The 15,166-nt window shown below is 59.5% G+C and carries 17 protein-coding genes; 4 read left to right on the plus strand and 13 right to left on the minus strand.

Going from position 1 to position 15,166, the window contains the following annotated elements; translation table 11 throughout:
- Positions 1–8: 8 nt before the first annotated feature.
- Positions 9–758 (minus strand): DeoR/GlpR family DNA-binding transcription regulator, encoded by a 750-nt coding sequence (locus L085_RS16660; RefSeq protein WP_044031257.1) that lies wholly within the window; start codon positions 756–758, stop codon positions 9–11.
- 150 nt (positions 759–908) lie between these two features.
- On the opposite strand from L085_RS16660, the gene L085_RS16665 reads away from it, so the two are divergent.
- A complete protein-coding gene (locus L085_RS16665) occupies positions 909–1,784 on the plus strand; it encodes an alpha/beta hydrolase (RefSeq protein WP_044031258.1) in 876 nt (291 codons plus the stop codon).
- On the opposite strand, the gene L085_RS16670 is transcribed toward L085_RS16665, so the two are convergent.
- Together L085_RS16670 and L085_RS16675 are read right to left on the minus strand one after the other, a co-directional pair.
- Positions 1,711–2,928 carry an MFS transporter gene (locus L085_RS16670; protein ID WP_044031259.1) on the minus strand — a complete coding sequence of 406 codons (1,218 nt, stop codon included), beginning with the start codon at positions 2,926–2,928 and terminating at the stop codon, positions 1,711–1,713. The two genes, L085_RS16665 and L085_RS16670, sit on opposite strands and share 74 nt — an antisense overlap.
- The gene (locus L085_RS16675; RefSeq protein ID WP_044031260.1) at positions 2,919–4,085 is read right to left on the minus strand and encodes a serine hydrolase domain-containing protein; all 1,167 of its coding nucleotides are present in this window, start codon (positions 4,083–4,085) and stop codon (positions 2,919–2,921) included. Before L085_RS16675 ends, L085_RS16670 begins: the two co-directional genes overlap by 10 nt.
- A gap of 121 nt (positions 4,086–4,206) precedes the next feature.
- Between L085_RS16675 and L085_RS16680 the strand changes: the two genes are divergently transcribed.
- Entirely contained in the window at positions 4,207–5,094 is an 888-nt protein-coding gene (locus tag L085_RS16680) for a LysR family transcriptional regulator (RefSeq protein WP_044031261.1), read from the plus strand.
- Between the two features lie 121 nt (positions 5,095–5,215).
- On the opposite strand, the gene L085_RS16685 is transcribed toward L085_RS16680, so the two are convergent.
- The 3 genes from L085_RS16685 to L085_RS16695 all read right to left on the minus strand — a co-directional run bounded on the left by L085_RS16685 (position 5,216) and on the right by L085_RS16695 (position 7,319).
- Complete coding sequence (locus tag L085_RS16685) at positions 5,216–5,980, minus strand: nuclear transport factor 2 family protein (protein ID WP_044031262.1); 765 nt, start codon at positions 5,978–5,980, stop codon at positions 5,216–5,218.
- Between the two features lie 62 nt (positions 5,981–6,042).
- The gene (locus L085_RS16690) at positions 6,043–6,516 is read right to left on the minus strand and encodes a nuclear transport factor 2 family protein (protein ID WP_044031263.1); all 474 of its coding nucleotides are present in this window, start codon (positions 6,514–6,516) and stop codon (positions 6,043–6,045) included.
- Between the two features lie 53 nt (positions 6,517–6,569).
- Positions 6,570–7,319, minus strand: a complete 750-nt coding sequence (locus L085_RS16695; protein WP_044031264.1) for an SDR family oxidoreductase — start codon at positions 7,317–7,319, stop codon at positions 6,570–6,572.
- A gap of 156 nt (positions 7,320–7,475) precedes the next feature.
- Here L085_RS16695 and L085_RS16700 point away from each other — a divergent pair, with 156 nt between their 5' ends.
- Positions 7,476–7,910 carry a MerR family transcriptional regulator gene (locus L085_RS16700; RefSeq protein ID WP_049870712.1) on the plus strand — a complete coding sequence of 145 codons (435 nt, stop codon included), beginning with the start codon at positions 7,476–7,478 and terminating at the stop codon, positions 7,908–7,910.
- Between the two features lie 53 nt (positions 7,911–7,963).
- Here L085_RS16700 and L085_RS16705 read toward each other — a convergent pair whose 3' ends face one another.
- The 7 genes from L085_RS16705 to L085_RS16730 form a co-directional block, all read right to left on the minus strand.
- Entirely contained in the window at positions 7,964–9,067 is a 1,104-nt protein-coding gene (locus L085_RS16705; protein WP_343309656.1) for a fumarylacetoacetate hydrolase family protein, read from the minus strand.
- Positions 9,012–9,572 carry a VOC family protein gene (locus L085_RS16710; protein ID WP_044031266.1) on the minus strand — a complete coding sequence of 187 codons (561 nt, stop codon included), beginning with the start codon at positions 9,570–9,572 and terminating at the stop codon, positions 9,012–9,014. The genes L085_RS16705 and L085_RS16710 overlap by 56 nt, the downstream gene beginning before the upstream one ends.
- A gap of 50 nt (positions 9,573–9,622) precedes the next feature.
- Entirely contained in the window at positions 9,623–10,051 is a 429-nt protein-coding gene (locus tag L085_RS25885) for an alpha/beta hydrolase (protein WP_343309657.1), read from the minus strand.
- On the minus strand, positions 9,984–10,403 hold the full coding sequence (locus tag L085_RS25890; RefSeq protein WP_049870681.1) for an alpha/beta fold hydrolase: 420 nt from the start codon (positions 10,401–10,403) through the stop codon (positions 9,984–9,986). Before L085_RS25890 ends, L085_RS25885 begins: the two co-directional genes overlap by 68 nt.
- On the minus strand, positions 10,400–11,923 hold the full coding sequence (locus tag L085_RS16720; protein WP_044031267.1) for a GMC family oxidoreductase N-terminal domain-containing protein: 1,524 nt from the start codon (positions 11,921–11,923) through the stop codon (positions 10,400–10,402). The genes L085_RS25890 and L085_RS16720 overlap by 4 nt, the downstream gene beginning before the upstream one ends.
- Positions 11,924–11,955: 32 nt before the next feature.
- Positions 11,956–13,062, minus strand: a complete 1,107-nt coding sequence (locus L085_RS16725) for an NAD(P)-dependent alcohol dehydrogenase (RefSeq protein ID WP_044031268.1) — start codon at positions 13,060–13,062, stop codon at positions 11,956–11,958.
- Between the two features lie 71 nt (positions 13,063–13,133).
- A complete protein-coding gene (locus tag L085_RS16730; RefSeq protein WP_044031269.1) occupies positions 13,134–14,078 on the minus strand; it encodes an NADP-dependent oxidoreductase in 945 nt (314 codons plus the stop codon).
- A gap of 76 nt (positions 14,079–14,154) precedes the next feature.
- Between L085_RS16730 and L085_RS16735 the strand changes: the two genes are divergently transcribed.
- Positions 14,155–15,132 carry a LysR family transcriptional regulator gene (locus L085_RS16735; RefSeq protein WP_226988547.1) on the plus strand — a complete coding sequence of 326 codons (978 nt, stop codon included), beginning with the start codon at positions 14,155–14,157 and terminating at the stop codon, positions 15,130–15,132.
- Positions 15,133–15,166 lie beyond the last annotated feature (34 nt).

Raw genomic sequence — 15,166 nt, forward strand, 5'->3', positions numbered from 1 at the left:
GTTCTCCTCTAGCGGTCGTCGTCGGCGACACAAAGTTCAATCATTGATTGCTCGTCCAGGTTATCCCACGGGCGATCGGTAAACAGGCGTTGGATCTGCGGCAGATCCGCCACGTGATGCGGCTCGCAGCGATCCAGCTTCATATGGTCGGCCACCAGCCAGCGCTCGCCGCTGTTGGCCAGCATGGCGCGTTTGACCTCTGCATCGGCCTCTTCGCCGGCGCTCAGCCCCAGCTGAGGATGCACCGCGCAGGCGCCCAGCAAAGCGATGTCCGCGCGGTAGCGTTCCAGCAACGCCAGCGTGGCGCTGCCGGCGAACAGCCGCTGGCGCGCATCCCACTGGCCGCCGAGCAAGATCAGGTTGATCTCCGGCCTGTCGCTCAGGCACTGCGCGATATCCAGCGAAGCGGTGATCACCGTCGCCGGGCCGCGCAACGCCTGCGCCACCGCCAACAGCGTACTGCCCGCATCCAGCATCAGGGTGCTGCCGGGCGGGATCTGCGCGGCCACCGCGCGGCCAAGCCGCTGCTTGACCTGCGGCAACAGCGCAGCGCGCGCCTGGCGCGGCATGCCGGACGGTTCGAGCGCTATCGCGCCGCCGTGATGTTTCTGCGCCAACCCCTGCCGCTCGAGATCGGCCAAGTCGCGGCGCACGGTATCGACCGAAACACCGCTGGCGCTGGCCAATTCCGCCACCGCCGCCTGCCCGCGTTCGCTGAGCAAATCCAGTAAATGGCGCTGTCGTGCCGCTTTGTGCATGGGGTCACTCCCGCAGTAAAAAGCATAAAGCAGCAATATACAGCAGATAACAGCATCAGAGAAGACGCATTTGCGCGCACAGGAGATCAAACATCTTTTCGCCGCCAGGACAATGATGGAGGCAGAACGCATAACAATCAGGAGAAAGGCATGAACATCGATCTGACGTTTGAAAACCTGAACGCGCGCGCCGTGCAATACAACGCCCGCGCGTCGGTGGAGGATTTTGACGCCTGCATGGCGGAATACGCCGCGCTGGCCCAGCGCGCCAAGGCACAGACGCCCGGCATTTACGATCTGCGTTACGGCATGAGCGCCGCCGAGCGCCTCGATCTGTTCCCGGCTTGCACGCAGCCCGCCCCGCTGCTGATCTTTATTCATGGCGGCTACTGGCATTCGCAGCGCAAAGAGGAAGCCTGTTCGATGGCCGCCGCGTTTGCCCAGCGCGGCGTGGCCGTCGCCACGCTGGAATACACGCTGGCGCCAGAAGCGACGCTGGCGGAGATCGTGCACGAGGTGCGTAGCGCCGTCGCCTGGCTTTATCATCATGGGGTGCCTTTCGGCATCGATCCGGCGCGCATTTTCGTCAGCGGCAGTTCGGCCGGCGGCCACCTGTGCGGCATGCTGATCGCCGACGGCTGGCAGCAACGCTATCGCCTGCCGCCCGACGCGATCAAAGGCGCGCTGGCGCTGAGTGGCCTCTACGATCTACGCCCGCTGTGCGATATCTACATCAACGACTGGCTGCACCTGACGCCCGAACAGGCGCAAACCCTCAGCCCGCTGTTTCTGCTGCCAGCGAAAGAGCATGCGCCGCAGATCCTGCTCGACGTCGGCCAGCGGGAAACGCAAGGCTTCAAAAACCAGACGCAGGCCTATTATGACGCCTGTCTGGCGCGCGGCCTCGACGTTCAGTTGCTGGCCGACCGCCACTGCAATCACTTTACGCTGGTCAACGAGCTGGCCGATGCGGAAAGCGCGATGTTTCGGCAGGTGATGGCGATGATCGACGCAACGCAACGGTAGTCTGCCGCTGCAACCGCAGCCTGGCGGCGATCGTAATCACCGCCAGCGCGGCGAACAAGGCTCCGCACAGCAGGCTGCCCTGTAGCCCCCACGCGGTGATGAACCAGCCGCCCGCCAGTGAGCCCAGCGCCACGCCCAAATTGATAAAGGCGATATACAGCCCGGTGGCGAACGCCGGCGCCTGCGGCGCTTCGGATGTCAGCCAGATCTGCGTCACGATCAAACCGCTGGTGTGCGCCGCTCCCCAATACAGACAAAGCGCCGTCATCGAACCGATATTCGCGCTACCGTAGCGATACAGCAGCGCATAAGCCGCAATCAAGGCTAGCGGGTGCAGCAGCACCGTCACTGCACGATGGCGGCTCAACCCCTTGCCGGCCAACAGATTGCCCGCGACACCGCCCACGCCGAACACCACCAGAAGAAAGCCGATGGCGGCGGCGCCAATGCCGACTTCACGGCTGAGGTACTCGGCCGCATAAGCGTAGACGGCGAACATGGCGGCAAAGATCAGCACGCAGGTGATGATATTCAGCCACAGCGTCCCACTGCGCAGGATCATCAGCTGTTTGCCATAACTGAGGCGTTGAACGGCGACGTCGGGCAACCGCATCAGCAATCCCGCCGCCGCGAGGAGATTGACCCAGGCACAGAACCGGAACGAGGCTTCATAGCTGAACTGCCCGGCGATCCATTGCGTCAACGGTATCCCCAACACCATGCCCATGCTGGTACCGATAAACGCATAGGCGGTTGCTTTGGTGGCCAGATGCGGGGGATAAAGCGCCGCGGCCGCCACCATGGCCAGCGAAAAATAGATCGGATGAAACAGCGCCGGCACAATGCGCAGCAACATGAGCATGGCGAAGCTGTCCGTCTGAGCGGACAGCGCGCTGGCCGCCGCGAACACGGTCAACGCGATCAACAACATGCGTTTGCGATTGAATCGCGACGCCAGCAGCACCAACAGCGGCCCGAGCAGCGCGATGGTCAGGGCGAAGATCCCGACCAGCCAGCCGGCCTGCGCCGTGGAGATGCCATACCGCGCGATGATCTGCGGCAAAATGCCCACCACGCCAAACTCGATGCAGTAAACGCCGAACAGCCCCAGCGCGATGAAGAAAATCGGTGGCATCAGACGCATGACATCGCTCCCGTCGCGGCATAGACCGCCTGACAAATCTCGCCGACAAAGGCGCCGGACATGCCCTCCAGCGCCGTGTTGGTAAACGCCACCACGCTCAGTTGCCGGGCGGGATCGACGAACCACGAGTGGCCATAGGTGCCGCCCATTCGCCAGCTGCCAACGGACTCCGGCGTTTGCGCGGCGATGGGGTCTTTCAGTACGGTAATGCCGAGGCCGAAACCGCGCCCCGGCCAAAACGGCATCGGCAGATCGCCGATTTGGTTGGTGGTCAGTGCCGTCACCCATTCGGCCGGCAGCACCTGCCCGCCCCCCTGGCGCAACGTTTCCAGCAGGCGCAGGAAATCCTCCGCCGAACCGACCATGCCGGCGCCGCCGGAGGCGTAAGCCAACGGATCCAACGCTCGCGCCGGCGACAGATGAAAACCGGCGCTGCCATCGATAAAGGGTAAATGATCCGGTTGGCGCAAACGGCGCGGCTCGCCGGGATGATCGGCGTAAGCGGCCGCCAAACGTGCGGGATCCACCGCCAGGAAATCGGTATCCGTCATCGCCAGCGGCCCGGTCACCCATTTTTTTACTGCCTGCGCCAGCGGCAGGCCGCTCGCCTGTTCGATCGCCGCGCCCAGGATATCGGTGGCGATGGAATAGCGCCACGCCGCGCCGGGCGGAGCCAGCAAAGGGGCGCAGGCAATACGCCGCACGTTCTCCTGCAGGCTGACAGACGCTTCATCCATGCCGTCGGAGACGCCCAGCTGGGCATAGAATCCCCCTTCCGGCTGGAAAAAACGGTAGCTTAGTCCGGCGGTGTGGGTCATGAGATGCCGTAGCGTCATCAACGGAGTGGTGCCGTCCGCCAGCCGCGGGCGAAAATTCGGCAGCCAACGGGTGATCGGATCGTCTAACCGCATGGCGCCTTGCGCCATCAATGCCAGCGCCGCCGTGGACACGATCGGTTTGGATACCGAGGCCAGACGAAACAGCGTATTGAGCGCCATCGGCTTGTCCGCTTCGCGATCTGCCATGCCCGCCGCGCGGTGATAAACGATCTCACCGCCCTGCGCCACCAAAACGACCGCGCCAACCAATCGTTTTTCACGCAAGGCTTGCTCTATCGCGCCGTCAATCGCGTTGGCAGAGGATCCGTATTCATTCATCTTTATTACTCCAGGTAGTCAGCCCATGCTGTCGCCACCGAGCATAGAGCGTGGTGATTAACGAAAAAACAGGCTAGATTTCCTTTCATAGCGGACACTCAAGTCCGCAATGGGGCAAGCAATGGATAATCTGTCTGGGGTGAACGTCTTTGTGCAGGCCGCAGAGACGCTGAGTTTCGTAGAGGCCGGGCGCGTGCTCGGCATTTCCGCTTCCGCGGTGGGGAAAAGCATCGCCCGCCTGGAAAATCGGCTGGGCGCGCGTCTGTTCCACCGCAGCACGCGCAGCATGACGCTGACCGCAGAAGGCCGGCTGTTTCTGCACCGCTGCCAGCGCATTCTCGGGGAATTGGCGGCGGCGGAACGGGAAATCAGCGATACGCACAGCGCGCCGCGCGGCAAGCTGCGTGTCAGTTTGCCGCTGGTGGGCGGCCTGCTGAATCCGGTGCTGGCGGAATTTGTCCGGCGTTACCCGGAGATTGAGCTGGAAACCGATTTTTCCGATCGGCGGGTCGATGTCGTAGAAGAGGGTTTTGACGCGGTGATCCGGGTCGGCGAGACCGAAGATTCACGGCTGATGAGCCGCCAACTGGGCTCGTTTCATCTGCAGCTGGTGGCCGCGCCAGATTACCTGCACCGCGTCGGGATCCCACATCAACCGGCAGATCTGCAAGGGCACGCCGGCCTGCTGTACAAATTCCCCTCTACCGGCAAAGTGGAGCCCTGGCCACTCGAAGGATGGGACAAGCTGCTTGCCGATCAACTGGTGACCCGCGTGGTGTGCAACACCGTCGATACCCTGCTCTATCTGGCGGAAAGTGGCCAGGGCATCGCCTGTTTGCCGGATTTTGCCGTGAAGCGCGCACTGAAACAGCGGCGATTGCAGCAGATATTGCGCGAGCATTGTCACCACAGCGGCAGCTTCAAAGTCCTGTGGCCTTCAAGCAAGCATCTGACGCCGAAGCTCCGCGTGTTTATCGATACGCTGAGCGCTCGACTTTTTCAAAATTAGCATGGAGAGTCGACGTAACGCGGCCGAGTTGGCCGCTGGAATAGAAACGCCCGATGAACCTCATCGGGCGTTTAATCATCTCCCTTAGCCCCGGCACTTCACCGTTGCCCCGCTGCAGTGATTAATAGGGGCCGTTGTCATGAGCGACAACGTCCGGGTAGACCGCCGCCACCTGCCATTGTTCGGCAATCAATCCCTGATCGTCGACACGCAGCAGATCCCAGAAAGAGTACGGCTGTTGCCGAACGTTACCACTGGAGTGCACGGCCACAAACTCACCTTCAGCGATAACATGCAGGATCTTGTCGTAATGTTGATGGCTTTCCGCCAACGCGTTCTGCAACGCCTCAAGGCCATCATCGACCTCTGGGCGATGTTGTTTGACGTCGCTTCGCACCAAAATGGACAGCTTATCTCTGTGGCCATCAATGAGCACCGTTTGCACGTAGGCCTCACCGGCGGATTGACTGGCGTTGATCAGTTGCGGCTGATCTACTGTCGTCGGCCCGTCCAGTTGACTGCGTCCAGACGCGCTGACATGCAATCTGGGGATGGAGGCATCCCAGTGTTCCGCAATTTTATCGTCTTTAACCCGGAACATATCAAAACCAACGACCGCCTCACCGCCAGTAAATACGCCATTCAACCAGTTATGGTGTATGCCGTGCATCACTGCGAACTCCTGGTTGCCGATAATGCGCACCTGCTCGTAGCGATAATCCGGCCGTAATGTGGCGAGGAGATCGCGCAATCCTTCCGGACCATCTTTTACATAGGGGCTATGCTGCCGGTAATGAGGGTCCACGTAAGTATCGATAGCATTGGGATCCCCCGCCGTCATTAACGTATCCCACATTGCGGCAACAACTTCTTTTGCATTCATCATGACCACCTTATTTGAATTTATTCACACGAAGCTCGATAACCAGACGGTAAGTAGCAAGTATTTCAGGGGTGACCAACCGGGGCCGCCAAACCGAAATCAACCAAGGCGACATAAGGATTCCAATACTCCCGGTAATTCTTTATCTTCCCGTGCTCCAGCGTCACCACAGAAATATAATCTTGCTTGTAAAGCTTACCGCTCGGTTTGATGATTGCGGTTCCAGAATAAGTAAAGAGATAGGTCCAGGGGGCATTGATTTTATGAGCCCCCCAGTTTTCCGCAGGCCCTACATCCAGTTTTTCCATATACGGCGTTAGTGATGAAAAATAGGTTTTCATCGCTTCTGCCCCCCTGAGCTGCTTAAAGAACAAGCCAAATTCTTCGGGAGCGAAAGGAAAGTCCCATCCACCATCCTTGGTAAAATAAGGGAGCATTCGCGTCGGGTCTTCCGTCCAGCCGTTGACCGCATGGCAAACAAACTCAGCGACCTGCCGTGGGTTATCAGAGCCGGAATAAATCGTATCGTCTTGAGACATCGTCACACCTCATTGTGTTAATAAGCGAGAGATTAATGAAGAGGAAACTCGGTTCAGGGCGTTAATTGAAAACCGCCATCGACATCAACAATGGCGCCGGTGAGCCATGCCGCCTTGGGGCCGGCAAGAAAAGTCATGGCGTCGGCAATATTCTTCGGTGCTCCCAGCGTCTTCAACGCCTGATTTTTCAGCAAGGCGTTCCGCCCTTCTTCACTTTCAAACCAAGGGTTCAAGCCGGTATTGATGGCGCCAGGAGAAATGGCATTGACGGTAATACTACGCCCCCCCAATTCGCCTGCCAGATATTTGGTAAAGGCCTCGATGAATCCTTTAATGGCAACGTACGTAATAAAACCGTCGGCATAAGTCTTTTTCAGCGACGAGGAGACATTGATGATGCGTCCACCATTATTGATTTTCGGCAGTAACTTTTGCGACAGGAAGAAAACGGCGCGCAGATTTACGGCAATCATAGTATCGAATAACGACTCATCGACGTCGGCGAAGGGTTTTACTGGCGCAATGCCGGCATTGTTGACCAGAATATCCAATGATGGCGCTTTCAGGCGCCTGGCAATGTCTTCAGGCGCATCGGCAAGCGACAGATCGGCGCCGATGAGCTCCTGAACCGTACCTCCTGCCTGCGCTATTTCTGCGGCAATGGCTTGAAGGCGCGCTTCGTCTCGATCGTGCAGAATGACCGCGGCTCCCTCGAGCGCCAGTGACTTAGCTATCACGGCTCCCAGACCTTGTGCACTTCCGGTAATCAAGGCGATCTTGCCTGCCAATGGTTTTGCTTGCATGGGTAGACCTCCAAATACGCGGCGGCATAAACCGCCCGGATCGTTACCGCCTAAAATCGAGTATCGATGTTGACGTCGACGATGGGCGGCACGTTGAATATTTCCCGTGCATTGGACTATATTTCCGTACCTAAGTACGGAGTCAAGGGGGATTTTATGACCGCAGCATTGACGATAAGCCAGCTGGCCCGCGAGGCGGAGGTGAATGTGGAAACCATTCGCTATTATCAAAGACGTGGACTGCTGGTTTTGCCGGAAAAACCGCCGATTGGCGTACGGCGCTACCCGATTGAAACGGTTGAACGCATCCGCTTTATCAAACGTGTACAGGCGCTGGGATTTTCTCTGGAGGAAGTGATTGAATTATTGCGCTTCACGGGCGTTTGCGTGTGTACCGAAACTCGCACCCGTTTAGCGGATCAGATAGAGCAGGTCGATAAGAAAATCGCGGTTCTGATAGCTATGCGACAGGCTCTCGATCTGTTGACCGGCCCTGTCGAGGGCATCCCTACTCTGGAGAGTTGTCCGTTGATTGATGCCCTGGGAAAAGGCCTGGCGGCCACTACGGCCAAAAGTGGACGCCGGGGTTAGGCGATTGATGTGAGGGTGTCTCTGCGCCCAGCGTCATGCCGGGCGCACAGCGATCAAACAATGGCGATATCGGGAGTATTTGGCGACGCCTTATCCCGAATTATCACCCGCTGGTGGATGGCACCGAAGGGCGAATATCCGTGTGGATCCAGCACTTCGATGCTCACCCGGTCACCGTGCGACAGATACGGTTGCAGTTTGCTCATACCGGCCAGCGACTGACGGATACGCGCTTCCGTCACGCAGGCGCTGCCGGCGGCCGGATCGGCGTTGCTGATGGTTCCAGCGCCGATAATGCTGCCGGCGGACAGCGCTCGAGTCCGCGCGAGGTGCACGATGATTTGCCCAAAATTAAACACCGTGTCCTCACCCGCCTCAGGCGAACCGAACCATTTACCGTTCAGTTCGATACGCACCGGCAAGTGCAGCATCTCGCCTCGCCACGCTGCCCCTAACGCCGCCGGCGTGACCGCAATAGGCGCAAAGCTGGTCGCCGGCTTGCTTTGGTAGAAACCAAACCCACGCGCCAGCTCACTGGGGATCAAGCCGCGTAAGGATACGTCGTTCAACAAGACGACCAGGGCGATACTGTCAATCGCCTGCTGCAGCGTGGCCCCCAGCGGCACATCGGTCGTGATCACCGCGATCTCCGCTTCAAAATCGACGTCGAACGCCGTGTCCGTAGCTTCGATCGGCGCGGTCCCCGCCAACATAACGTCGGAGCCTCCCTGATAAACCAGCGGAGTGTCTTCATACCCCGCAGGTATCGGTTCATTACGCCAGCGATACATCAGCTGCGCATGGTGTCGGTAGACCGATGCATCCACCCATTGATAGGCGCGCGGCAGCGGCGCCAGGCAGGCAGCGGCATCAAAACGGTCTCCGGACGCCCACCCTGTCGCTTCCAGTTCATGCGTCATCTGCACCAAGCGTGGCGCCACTGCCCGCCAATCATCCAGCGCATCTTGCAGCGTGGCCGCAATGTCAGGCATTGCCCGACAGCGCCGTTGGTCGGCCGACACCAGAACCAACTCACCATCACGACGACCGTTGTCACGCGTCGCCAAACGTAAAGAGGGCTTAACATGGGTTGTCATGTCCTTACTCCCGCTTCGCTGTTGGTGCGGTTCGCTCCGCATGCCATCTTGCCAGCTCATCGTGGGCTTTTCGTGCAAACGCCTCGATCGCCGCCGCCGGCGCGACTTCGGTTGTCAGTTCCAGACGAAAGCCGTTCGGGTCAAAAAAGTAGATCGACTCGAGATATCCATCGTGATCGGTCACCCCCAACACCTCTACGCCAGATTTTTCCAGGCGGCGGTGCATGGCGTCCAGCGCCGCCCGGCTGCCGACACGCAGCGCAATATGGTTGACCCATGCCGGCGTATTGGCGCTCGGCAACGCGGCGGTGTCATCACCAAGGTCAAAGAAAGCGATATGTGAACCGTCGTTCATGCGAAAAAAGATATGCACATAGGGGCAATATTCACCGGTACTGGGAACATGATCGTTTCTGATGACGTGCACCAACGGCAATCCGAGCAGGTCTTCGTAAAAACGCCGCGTCTCCTCCGCGTCCCGGCAGCGCCAGGCGAAATGATGCAATCCGTGGATGGGTTTAGCGCTGTCGTCAACGTCTGACGCTAATGAATGGTCAGTTTGCATGATGAACCTCCAGTAAGAGAGCGCCGCGCAAGGCGGCGGCTCCATTTGGGTCAGGCGAGCTGATGGCGTAAATAGCTCTCGATCACCTGGGTCAGATAGACTGGCATTTCCTGCATGGGGTAGTGCCCGCTGCCCTCCAGCAACGTGCACTGCACGTTGTCGAACCACGTCAGACAGGTGCGTTCCATGATGGGTAGCGTCTGTGCGGGATCGTGTTGCCCAATCAGCAGCAGTAACGGCACCGGGCAACCGTGAGTTTCTGCCGCGCGGTCATCCTGCGCCCAGCTTTGGAGATAGCGAGCGAACACCGCCTGATCGCACGCCGCCCGCGAACGTTGCACGATCATATCGACCCAACGCGGCGACAGCCGACCGCCGGTTGAAAAATCGACCAGCATTCTGCGATGCTCGTCATCGGTCGTCGCCCGTTCGAAGATGCGCCAGGCCTGGGCGTCGACCTCCAGCCCGCTGGCCGGCACCGGGGTTAATCCGATGGCGCTGCGCACGCGCCCGGGATGGCGCGCGGCGATCAGTTGCGCGATCTTCCCCCCCCATCGAGTGGCCGACGACGTCGAAACGCCGCCAACCCAACGCATCGGCCAGCGCCACGACATCGCCGACCATCTCGTCCGTGGTGTAGGCGCCGGTCAACTCTCGCGACGCCCCATAGCCGCGGAAATCAGCGAAGACATAGGTGAAAGAAGCCACGTCGAGGTAAGGTATCATCGGCTCATAGACGGTATGATCGCCGAACCACCCGTGCAGCATGATCACGCCGCGATCGCCGTGGCCGTGCAGCCGATGCCCCAGGATCGGCGCCTGGCGGTTCATCGCTCACCGCCGAGAATCAACGAGGCCGCTTTCTCGCCGATCATGATGCAAGCCGCATTGGTATTGCCGCTGACGATCAGCGGCATAATAGAGCCGTCGGCCACGCGCAGATTACGCACGCCATAGACCCGCAGTTCGGGATCGACCACCGCCATCGCATCGACGCCCATCTTGGCGGTGCCCACCTGATGGTGATCGCTGACGGCATTGCGGCGAATGAATTCCGCCACCGCCTCGTCCGAGACGCACTCCGCGCCCGGCGCCGTCTCACGCAAACGCCAGTCATCCATTTCCGGACGTTCGACAATGTCGCGAATAAAGGCGACCTGCTTGACCAGCAGCTCGAGATCGCGCGGATCCTTCAAAAAACAGGGATCGATAGACGGCGGCGTAAAAGGATCGGCGGAACGCAATTTAACCACGCCGCGGCTATAAGGGTGCAGCAAGGTCGGCACGATGGTGAAACCGTGCTCAGGCGCATTTGCGCCGGGATACGGGAACGTGATTAAGATGGGCTGCATATCCGGGACGATCATCTCCGGATGACTTTTCCAGAATAGTGTCGCCTCCAACCCCTGCGCGCCCGAAAGCGGAACCGGCTGCGGCGATTGCCAAACCAGCGGCACATTCACGTGATCCTGTAAATTTTGTCCGACACCGGGCAGATCGACACGCACGCGGATCCCCATCTCATGCAAGTGCGTCGCCGGCCCAATGCCCGACAGCATCAACAGCTGCGGGGTGCACAGCGAACCGGCGCTCAGCACTATGTCGCGATCCGCATGAGCCAGGTGAACTTCGCCTTGCTGAACATAGCGCACCCCAACTGCACATTCGCCGTCAAATTCAATGTCGGTGACATGCGCGCCGGTTATGGCGGTCAAGCCGGGATGATGGCGATACTTCTCCAGGAAGGCGACCCAGGCGCTCATTCTCCGGTTGTTTTTGACGGTGATCCAGGTGTGATAAGCCCCCCACATGTTATGGCCGTCATTGTAATTGCGATTCAGCGGCACGCCCGCCGCTTGTGCGGCCGCCAGCAGCGCCAGCGTGACCGGCGTGGGACGCGGATTCAGCGTGACGGGCAGTTCGCCTGCGACGCCGTGCACGTCATCATTGTCGTCGGCAAACTGTTCAAACCGTTTGAAATGCGGCAACACGCTTTGATAATCCCAACCCACATTGCCGAGGTAAGACCAGGTGTCGAAATCTTGCTGGGCGCCGCGCACATAAATCATGCCATTGAAGGCGCTGCTGCCACCCAGCGTTTTGCCGCGTGGAAACGGCAAACGCTGACCATTGGCGTAAATCTGCGGTTCGGTGGTAAACGCCCAGTCGACGTCCGAATTCCACAGCGCGATGGAACCCATCGGGTCATGAATTTCCGGTTTGTCATCGCTCGGCCCCGCCTCCAGCAACAAGACGCGGCGCCCGGCATCCAACAGGCGTCGGGTTAATACACAGCCGGAAGATCCGGCGCCGATAACAATATGATCGTAACGTTGCGATGCTGTTGTCATGAGTATTCTCCTTGGGTTGGTTGCGCAGCGCATTAAACGTGCGGCATTTTTAGAATCGCTTTGATGGTGGTGCCGGCGTGGGTATCGGCAATCGCCTGATTGATCTCTTCCAGCGGATAGAAGCGATACATTTCGTCCACCGGAAAGCGCCCCGCCAGGAACAGCTCGACCAGCTTCGGCAAGAAGACGCTCGGCGCGGCATCCCCCATGATGCTGCCGCGCACCATGCGACCACGCAGCAAATGCAAGATATCCAGCGGCAATTCCGTACCGAGGGCAGGCACGCCCGTCAACACGCACGACCCGATTTCCTGCAGCGCGTTCACGGCGTCTTTCATGACGCTGGCGATCCCCGAGCATTCCACCGCGTGGCGCACCCCTTCTCCCTGCGTGATTTGCCGAATGGCTTCGAGCGGATCTTGCTCACGGCTGTTGACGGTATGTGTAGCGCCCACACGTTTGGCGAGCTCCAGGCGGCCCTCCTGCACATCCACGGCAATAATGGTGGTGCAGCCCATGACGCGCGCGGCGGCGACGGCGGCGATCCCCACCGCGCCGATGCCGAAGATAGCGATCGATGAGCCGGGCTCCGGCTTCAGGCTGTTCATCACCGCGCCGGCGCCGGTCATGATGCCGCAGGCGAACGGGCCAAGTGCGGCCAGCGGCGCATCATCGGCGACCTTGACGGCGCTGCTTTGATTGACGACCGCATAGTTGGCGAACGACGACTGCCCGAAGAAGTGGCTATGCACCGCTCGCGCGCCGTCATGCAGGCTCACCGAACCATCCAGGCGGCTGCCCGCCCAGTTGATGGCCTGATGATCGTGACAATAGACCGGCATGCCGGTAGCGCACGGCGCGCAATGGCCGCAGTACCCCACAGAAAGAATCACCTTGTCGCCGGGCTTCAGGTGACTGACGTTTTTCCCCACCCGTTCGACGATACCGGCGCCCTCATGCCCGAGCACCACCGGCATCGGTACCGGCAAAATCTGATCGCGCACCACCAGATCGGTATGACAAATGCCCGTAGCGACAATTTTCACCAACAACTCATCATCACGCGGCGTATCCAGTTCCAACGGCCGGACGATAAACGCTTCTTTTGGCCGTTCAGCCACGGCGGCGATAATTTTCATCGTGTTCCCCTTTATGTCTGTCATGGTGTGCTGGCGAAAAGGCGTTGCCAGCCAGGCAAGAAGATGGTGCGCTAGCGCACCAGAATCGTTTTTCCACGGGCGCCGCCGGCGCGGTTGGCCAGGAGCGCCTTGGCCCCCTGCGCCAAAGGAATCGTCTGGTCGATGGTGACCTTGAGCTTGCCTGAAGCGGCCGCCGTCAAGACGATGCCGAGATCGTTGGCAGTAGCCCGCACTTCAAAGTTGCCGCCGCGAATCTCACGCGCGGCCAGGCTTTGTTCCTGCGCCGCCCACACGCTGCTCAAGGCAACGCCCCCGCGGCGAACATGGGTGGCGTAGAGCGCAAAATCGGCGCTGTCGCTGACCAGATCGACCAAGGCATCAACGCCTTGCCGATAATGAGCCGCCAGCCACGCGTCGATCGGCGTCTGATGATAGTCAAGCGTCTCCACCGCCCCCAGCGCCCGCATATGTGCCTGCGCATCCTGATTGGCGGTGGCGATGACTCGCAACCCCTTCATCACCGCCCACTGGGTCAGAAATGTGCCGACACCGCCGGTCGCCCCGATAATCAACACGGTTCCGCCCGGCGCGATATCGAGCCGCTGGCTAAGCTGCAATGCCGTAATGCCCGCCGTAGGCAGCGCAGCGGCCTGAACGGCCTCTACCGTTTCAGGGCACAACACCAGCGTGGCTTCTTCATTCAGCACGGCATAGCCGGCATGGCTGCCGTTGCCAGCCTGGCCAAACAAGAATTGGCCAACCACCTGGTCCCCAACGCGAAATCGCTGAACGCCTGTGCCGACCGCCGTTACGGTGCCAACGCCGTCCACCCCCATAATCAGGGGAAAGACATGAGGCAGGCGATCTTTCAACATGCCCTGCGCGATCCGCCAATCAATGGGATTGATGCCGCTGGCTTCCAGCTTGACCAGCAGCTGCCCGTGCGCCGGCTGGGGAGTAGGAACTGTCATTAACGTCGGCGTTGCCCCGAACGATTCCACCGCGATTGCTTGCATTTTTTTCACCTCATAACGAATGATTGCTGTCCGAATTAAGGCTATATATCGGACAATAAAGCGTCTATGTGCTAATTTGGAAATCACTGTTAATCAAATTCGGACAATAGGCATGCATGGACAGGCGGCGGTTTTTGATGACTTGAACGATCTGCGCTATTTCGCCCTGGTGGTGGAGCATGGCGGTTTTTCCGCCGCTGAACGCGCGGCCGCGATCCCTAAATCCCGTTTAAGCGCCAGAATAAAAGTGTTGGAACAGCGCCTGGGCGTGCGCTTGCTGCAAAGGACTACTCGTCATGTTTCGCTGACGGATGTGGGAACGCAGTTTTACGCGCACTGCCGCGGGCTGCTGGCCGAGGCTCTGGCGGCGCAAGAAACAATAGATATGGCCAGCGGAACGCCGCGCGGACGGGTTCGCATCAGTTGCCCCGTTCTGGCTACTCAGGTTTATATCGCGCCCTATCTGCCGCAGTTTATGGCGCGCTATCCACACGTATCCGTACAGGTTCTCGCACAGGACCGCCCTGTCGATTTGCGCATCGAGAATATCGATATTGCGCTGCGGCTCAGGGAACCGATCCTGCAGGACCCCGATTTGATTTCCAAACCGCTCGGTATCAGCCGTCGCATTTTGGTCGCCAGCCCAGAGTATCTCGCTCGTCGTGCGCCGATCGCCACGCCGGAGGATCTGCGGCAGCATGCGACCTTGCATTATGACGCCAATGCCGCTTCGCCAAATTGGGTGATGAAACACAGGGTTAGCGGCGAAGAGAAGATCATCGTGCATGAGCCGATCCTGATAAGCAGCGATTATGAAACCCTGCTGCAGGCGGCAATTCAGAATCTCGGTGTGGCGATGCTGCCGGACGTTGCCTGCCTGAAAGCCTTGGCCAAGCATGAGCTTTGCGTGGTATTGCCGGAGTGGGGAGCAGTGGAGCTGCTATTTCATCTGGCTTTTCTGACGCGTCGGGGCATGTTGCCTTCCGTGCGAGCGCTGATCGATTTTCTGTCGGAAAGTTTGCCGCTGGTCGCCGTACGCAAAACCATAGCGTAGGGATGCGCCGTATCGACATGGGTTACAACGGGCT

The sequence above is a fragment of the Serratia sp. FS14 genome, from assembly GCF_000695995.1.
GTDB classification, from domain to species: Bacteria; Pseudomonadota; Gammaproteobacteria; order Enterobacterales; family Enterobacteriaceae; genus Serratia; species Serratia nematodiphila.

Excerpts from the sequence above, each read along its gene's own strand:
- L085_RS16710 (WP_044031266.1), bottom strand. The coding sequence starts at position 9,572 with ATGCAAACTGACCATTCATTAGCGTCAGACGTTGACGACAGCGCTAAA.
- L085_RS16695 (WP_044031264.1), bottom strand. The coding sequence starts at position 7,319 with ATGCAAGCAAAACCATTGGCAGGCAAGATCGCCTTGATTACCGGAAGT.
- L085_RS16705 (WP_343309656.1), bottom strand. The coding sequence starts at position 9,067 with ATGAGCTGGCAAGATGGCATGCGGAGCGAACCGCACCAACAGCGAAGC.
- L085_RS16660 (WP_044031257.1), bottom strand. The coding sequence starts at position 758 with ATGCACAAAGCGGCACGACAGCGCCATTTACTGGATTTGCTCAGCGAA.
- L085_RS16665 (WP_044031258.1), top strand. The coding sequence starts at position 909 with ATGAACATCGATCTGACGTTTGAAAACCTGAACGCGCGCGCCGTGCAA.
- L085_RS16720 (WP_044031267.1), bottom strand. The coding sequence starts at position 11,923 with ATGACAACAGCATCGCAACGTTACGATCATATTGTTATCGGCGCCGGA.
- L085_RS16725 (WP_044031268.1), bottom strand. The coding sequence starts at position 13,062 with ATGAAAATTATCGCCGCCGTGGCTGAACGGCCAAAAGAAGCGTTTATC.
- L085_RS25890 (WP_049870681.1), bottom strand. The coding sequence starts at position 10,403 with ATGAACCGCCAGGCGCCGATCCTGGGGCATCGGCTGCACGGCCACGGC.
- L085_RS16675 (WP_044031260.1), bottom strand. The coding sequence starts at position 4,085 with ATGAATGAATACGGATCCTCTGCCAACGCGATTGACGGCGCGATAGAG.
- L085_RS16700 (WP_049870712.1), top strand. The coding sequence starts at position 7,476 with ATGACCGCAGCATTGACGATAAGCCAGCTGGCCCGCGAGGCGGAGGTG.
- L085_RS16680 (WP_044031261.1), top strand. The coding sequence starts at position 4,207 with ATGGATAATCTGTCTGGGGTGAACGTCTTTGTGCAGGCCGCAGAGACG.
- L085_RS16690 (WP_044031263.1), bottom strand. The coding sequence starts at position 6,516 with ATGTCTCAAGACGATACGATTTATTCCGGCTCTGATAACCCACGGCAG.
- L085_RS16685 (WP_044031262.1), bottom strand. The coding sequence starts at position 5,980 with ATGATGAATGCAAAAGAAGTTGTTGCCGCAATGTGGGATACGTTAATG.
- L085_RS16730 (WP_044031269.1), bottom strand. The coding sequence starts at position 14,078 with ATGCAAGCAATCGCGGTGGAATCGTTCGGGGCAACGCCGACGTTAATG.
- L085_RS16670 (WP_044031259.1), bottom strand. The coding sequence starts at position 2,928 with ATGCGTCTGATGCCACCGATTTTCTTCATCGCGCTGGGGCTGTTCGGC.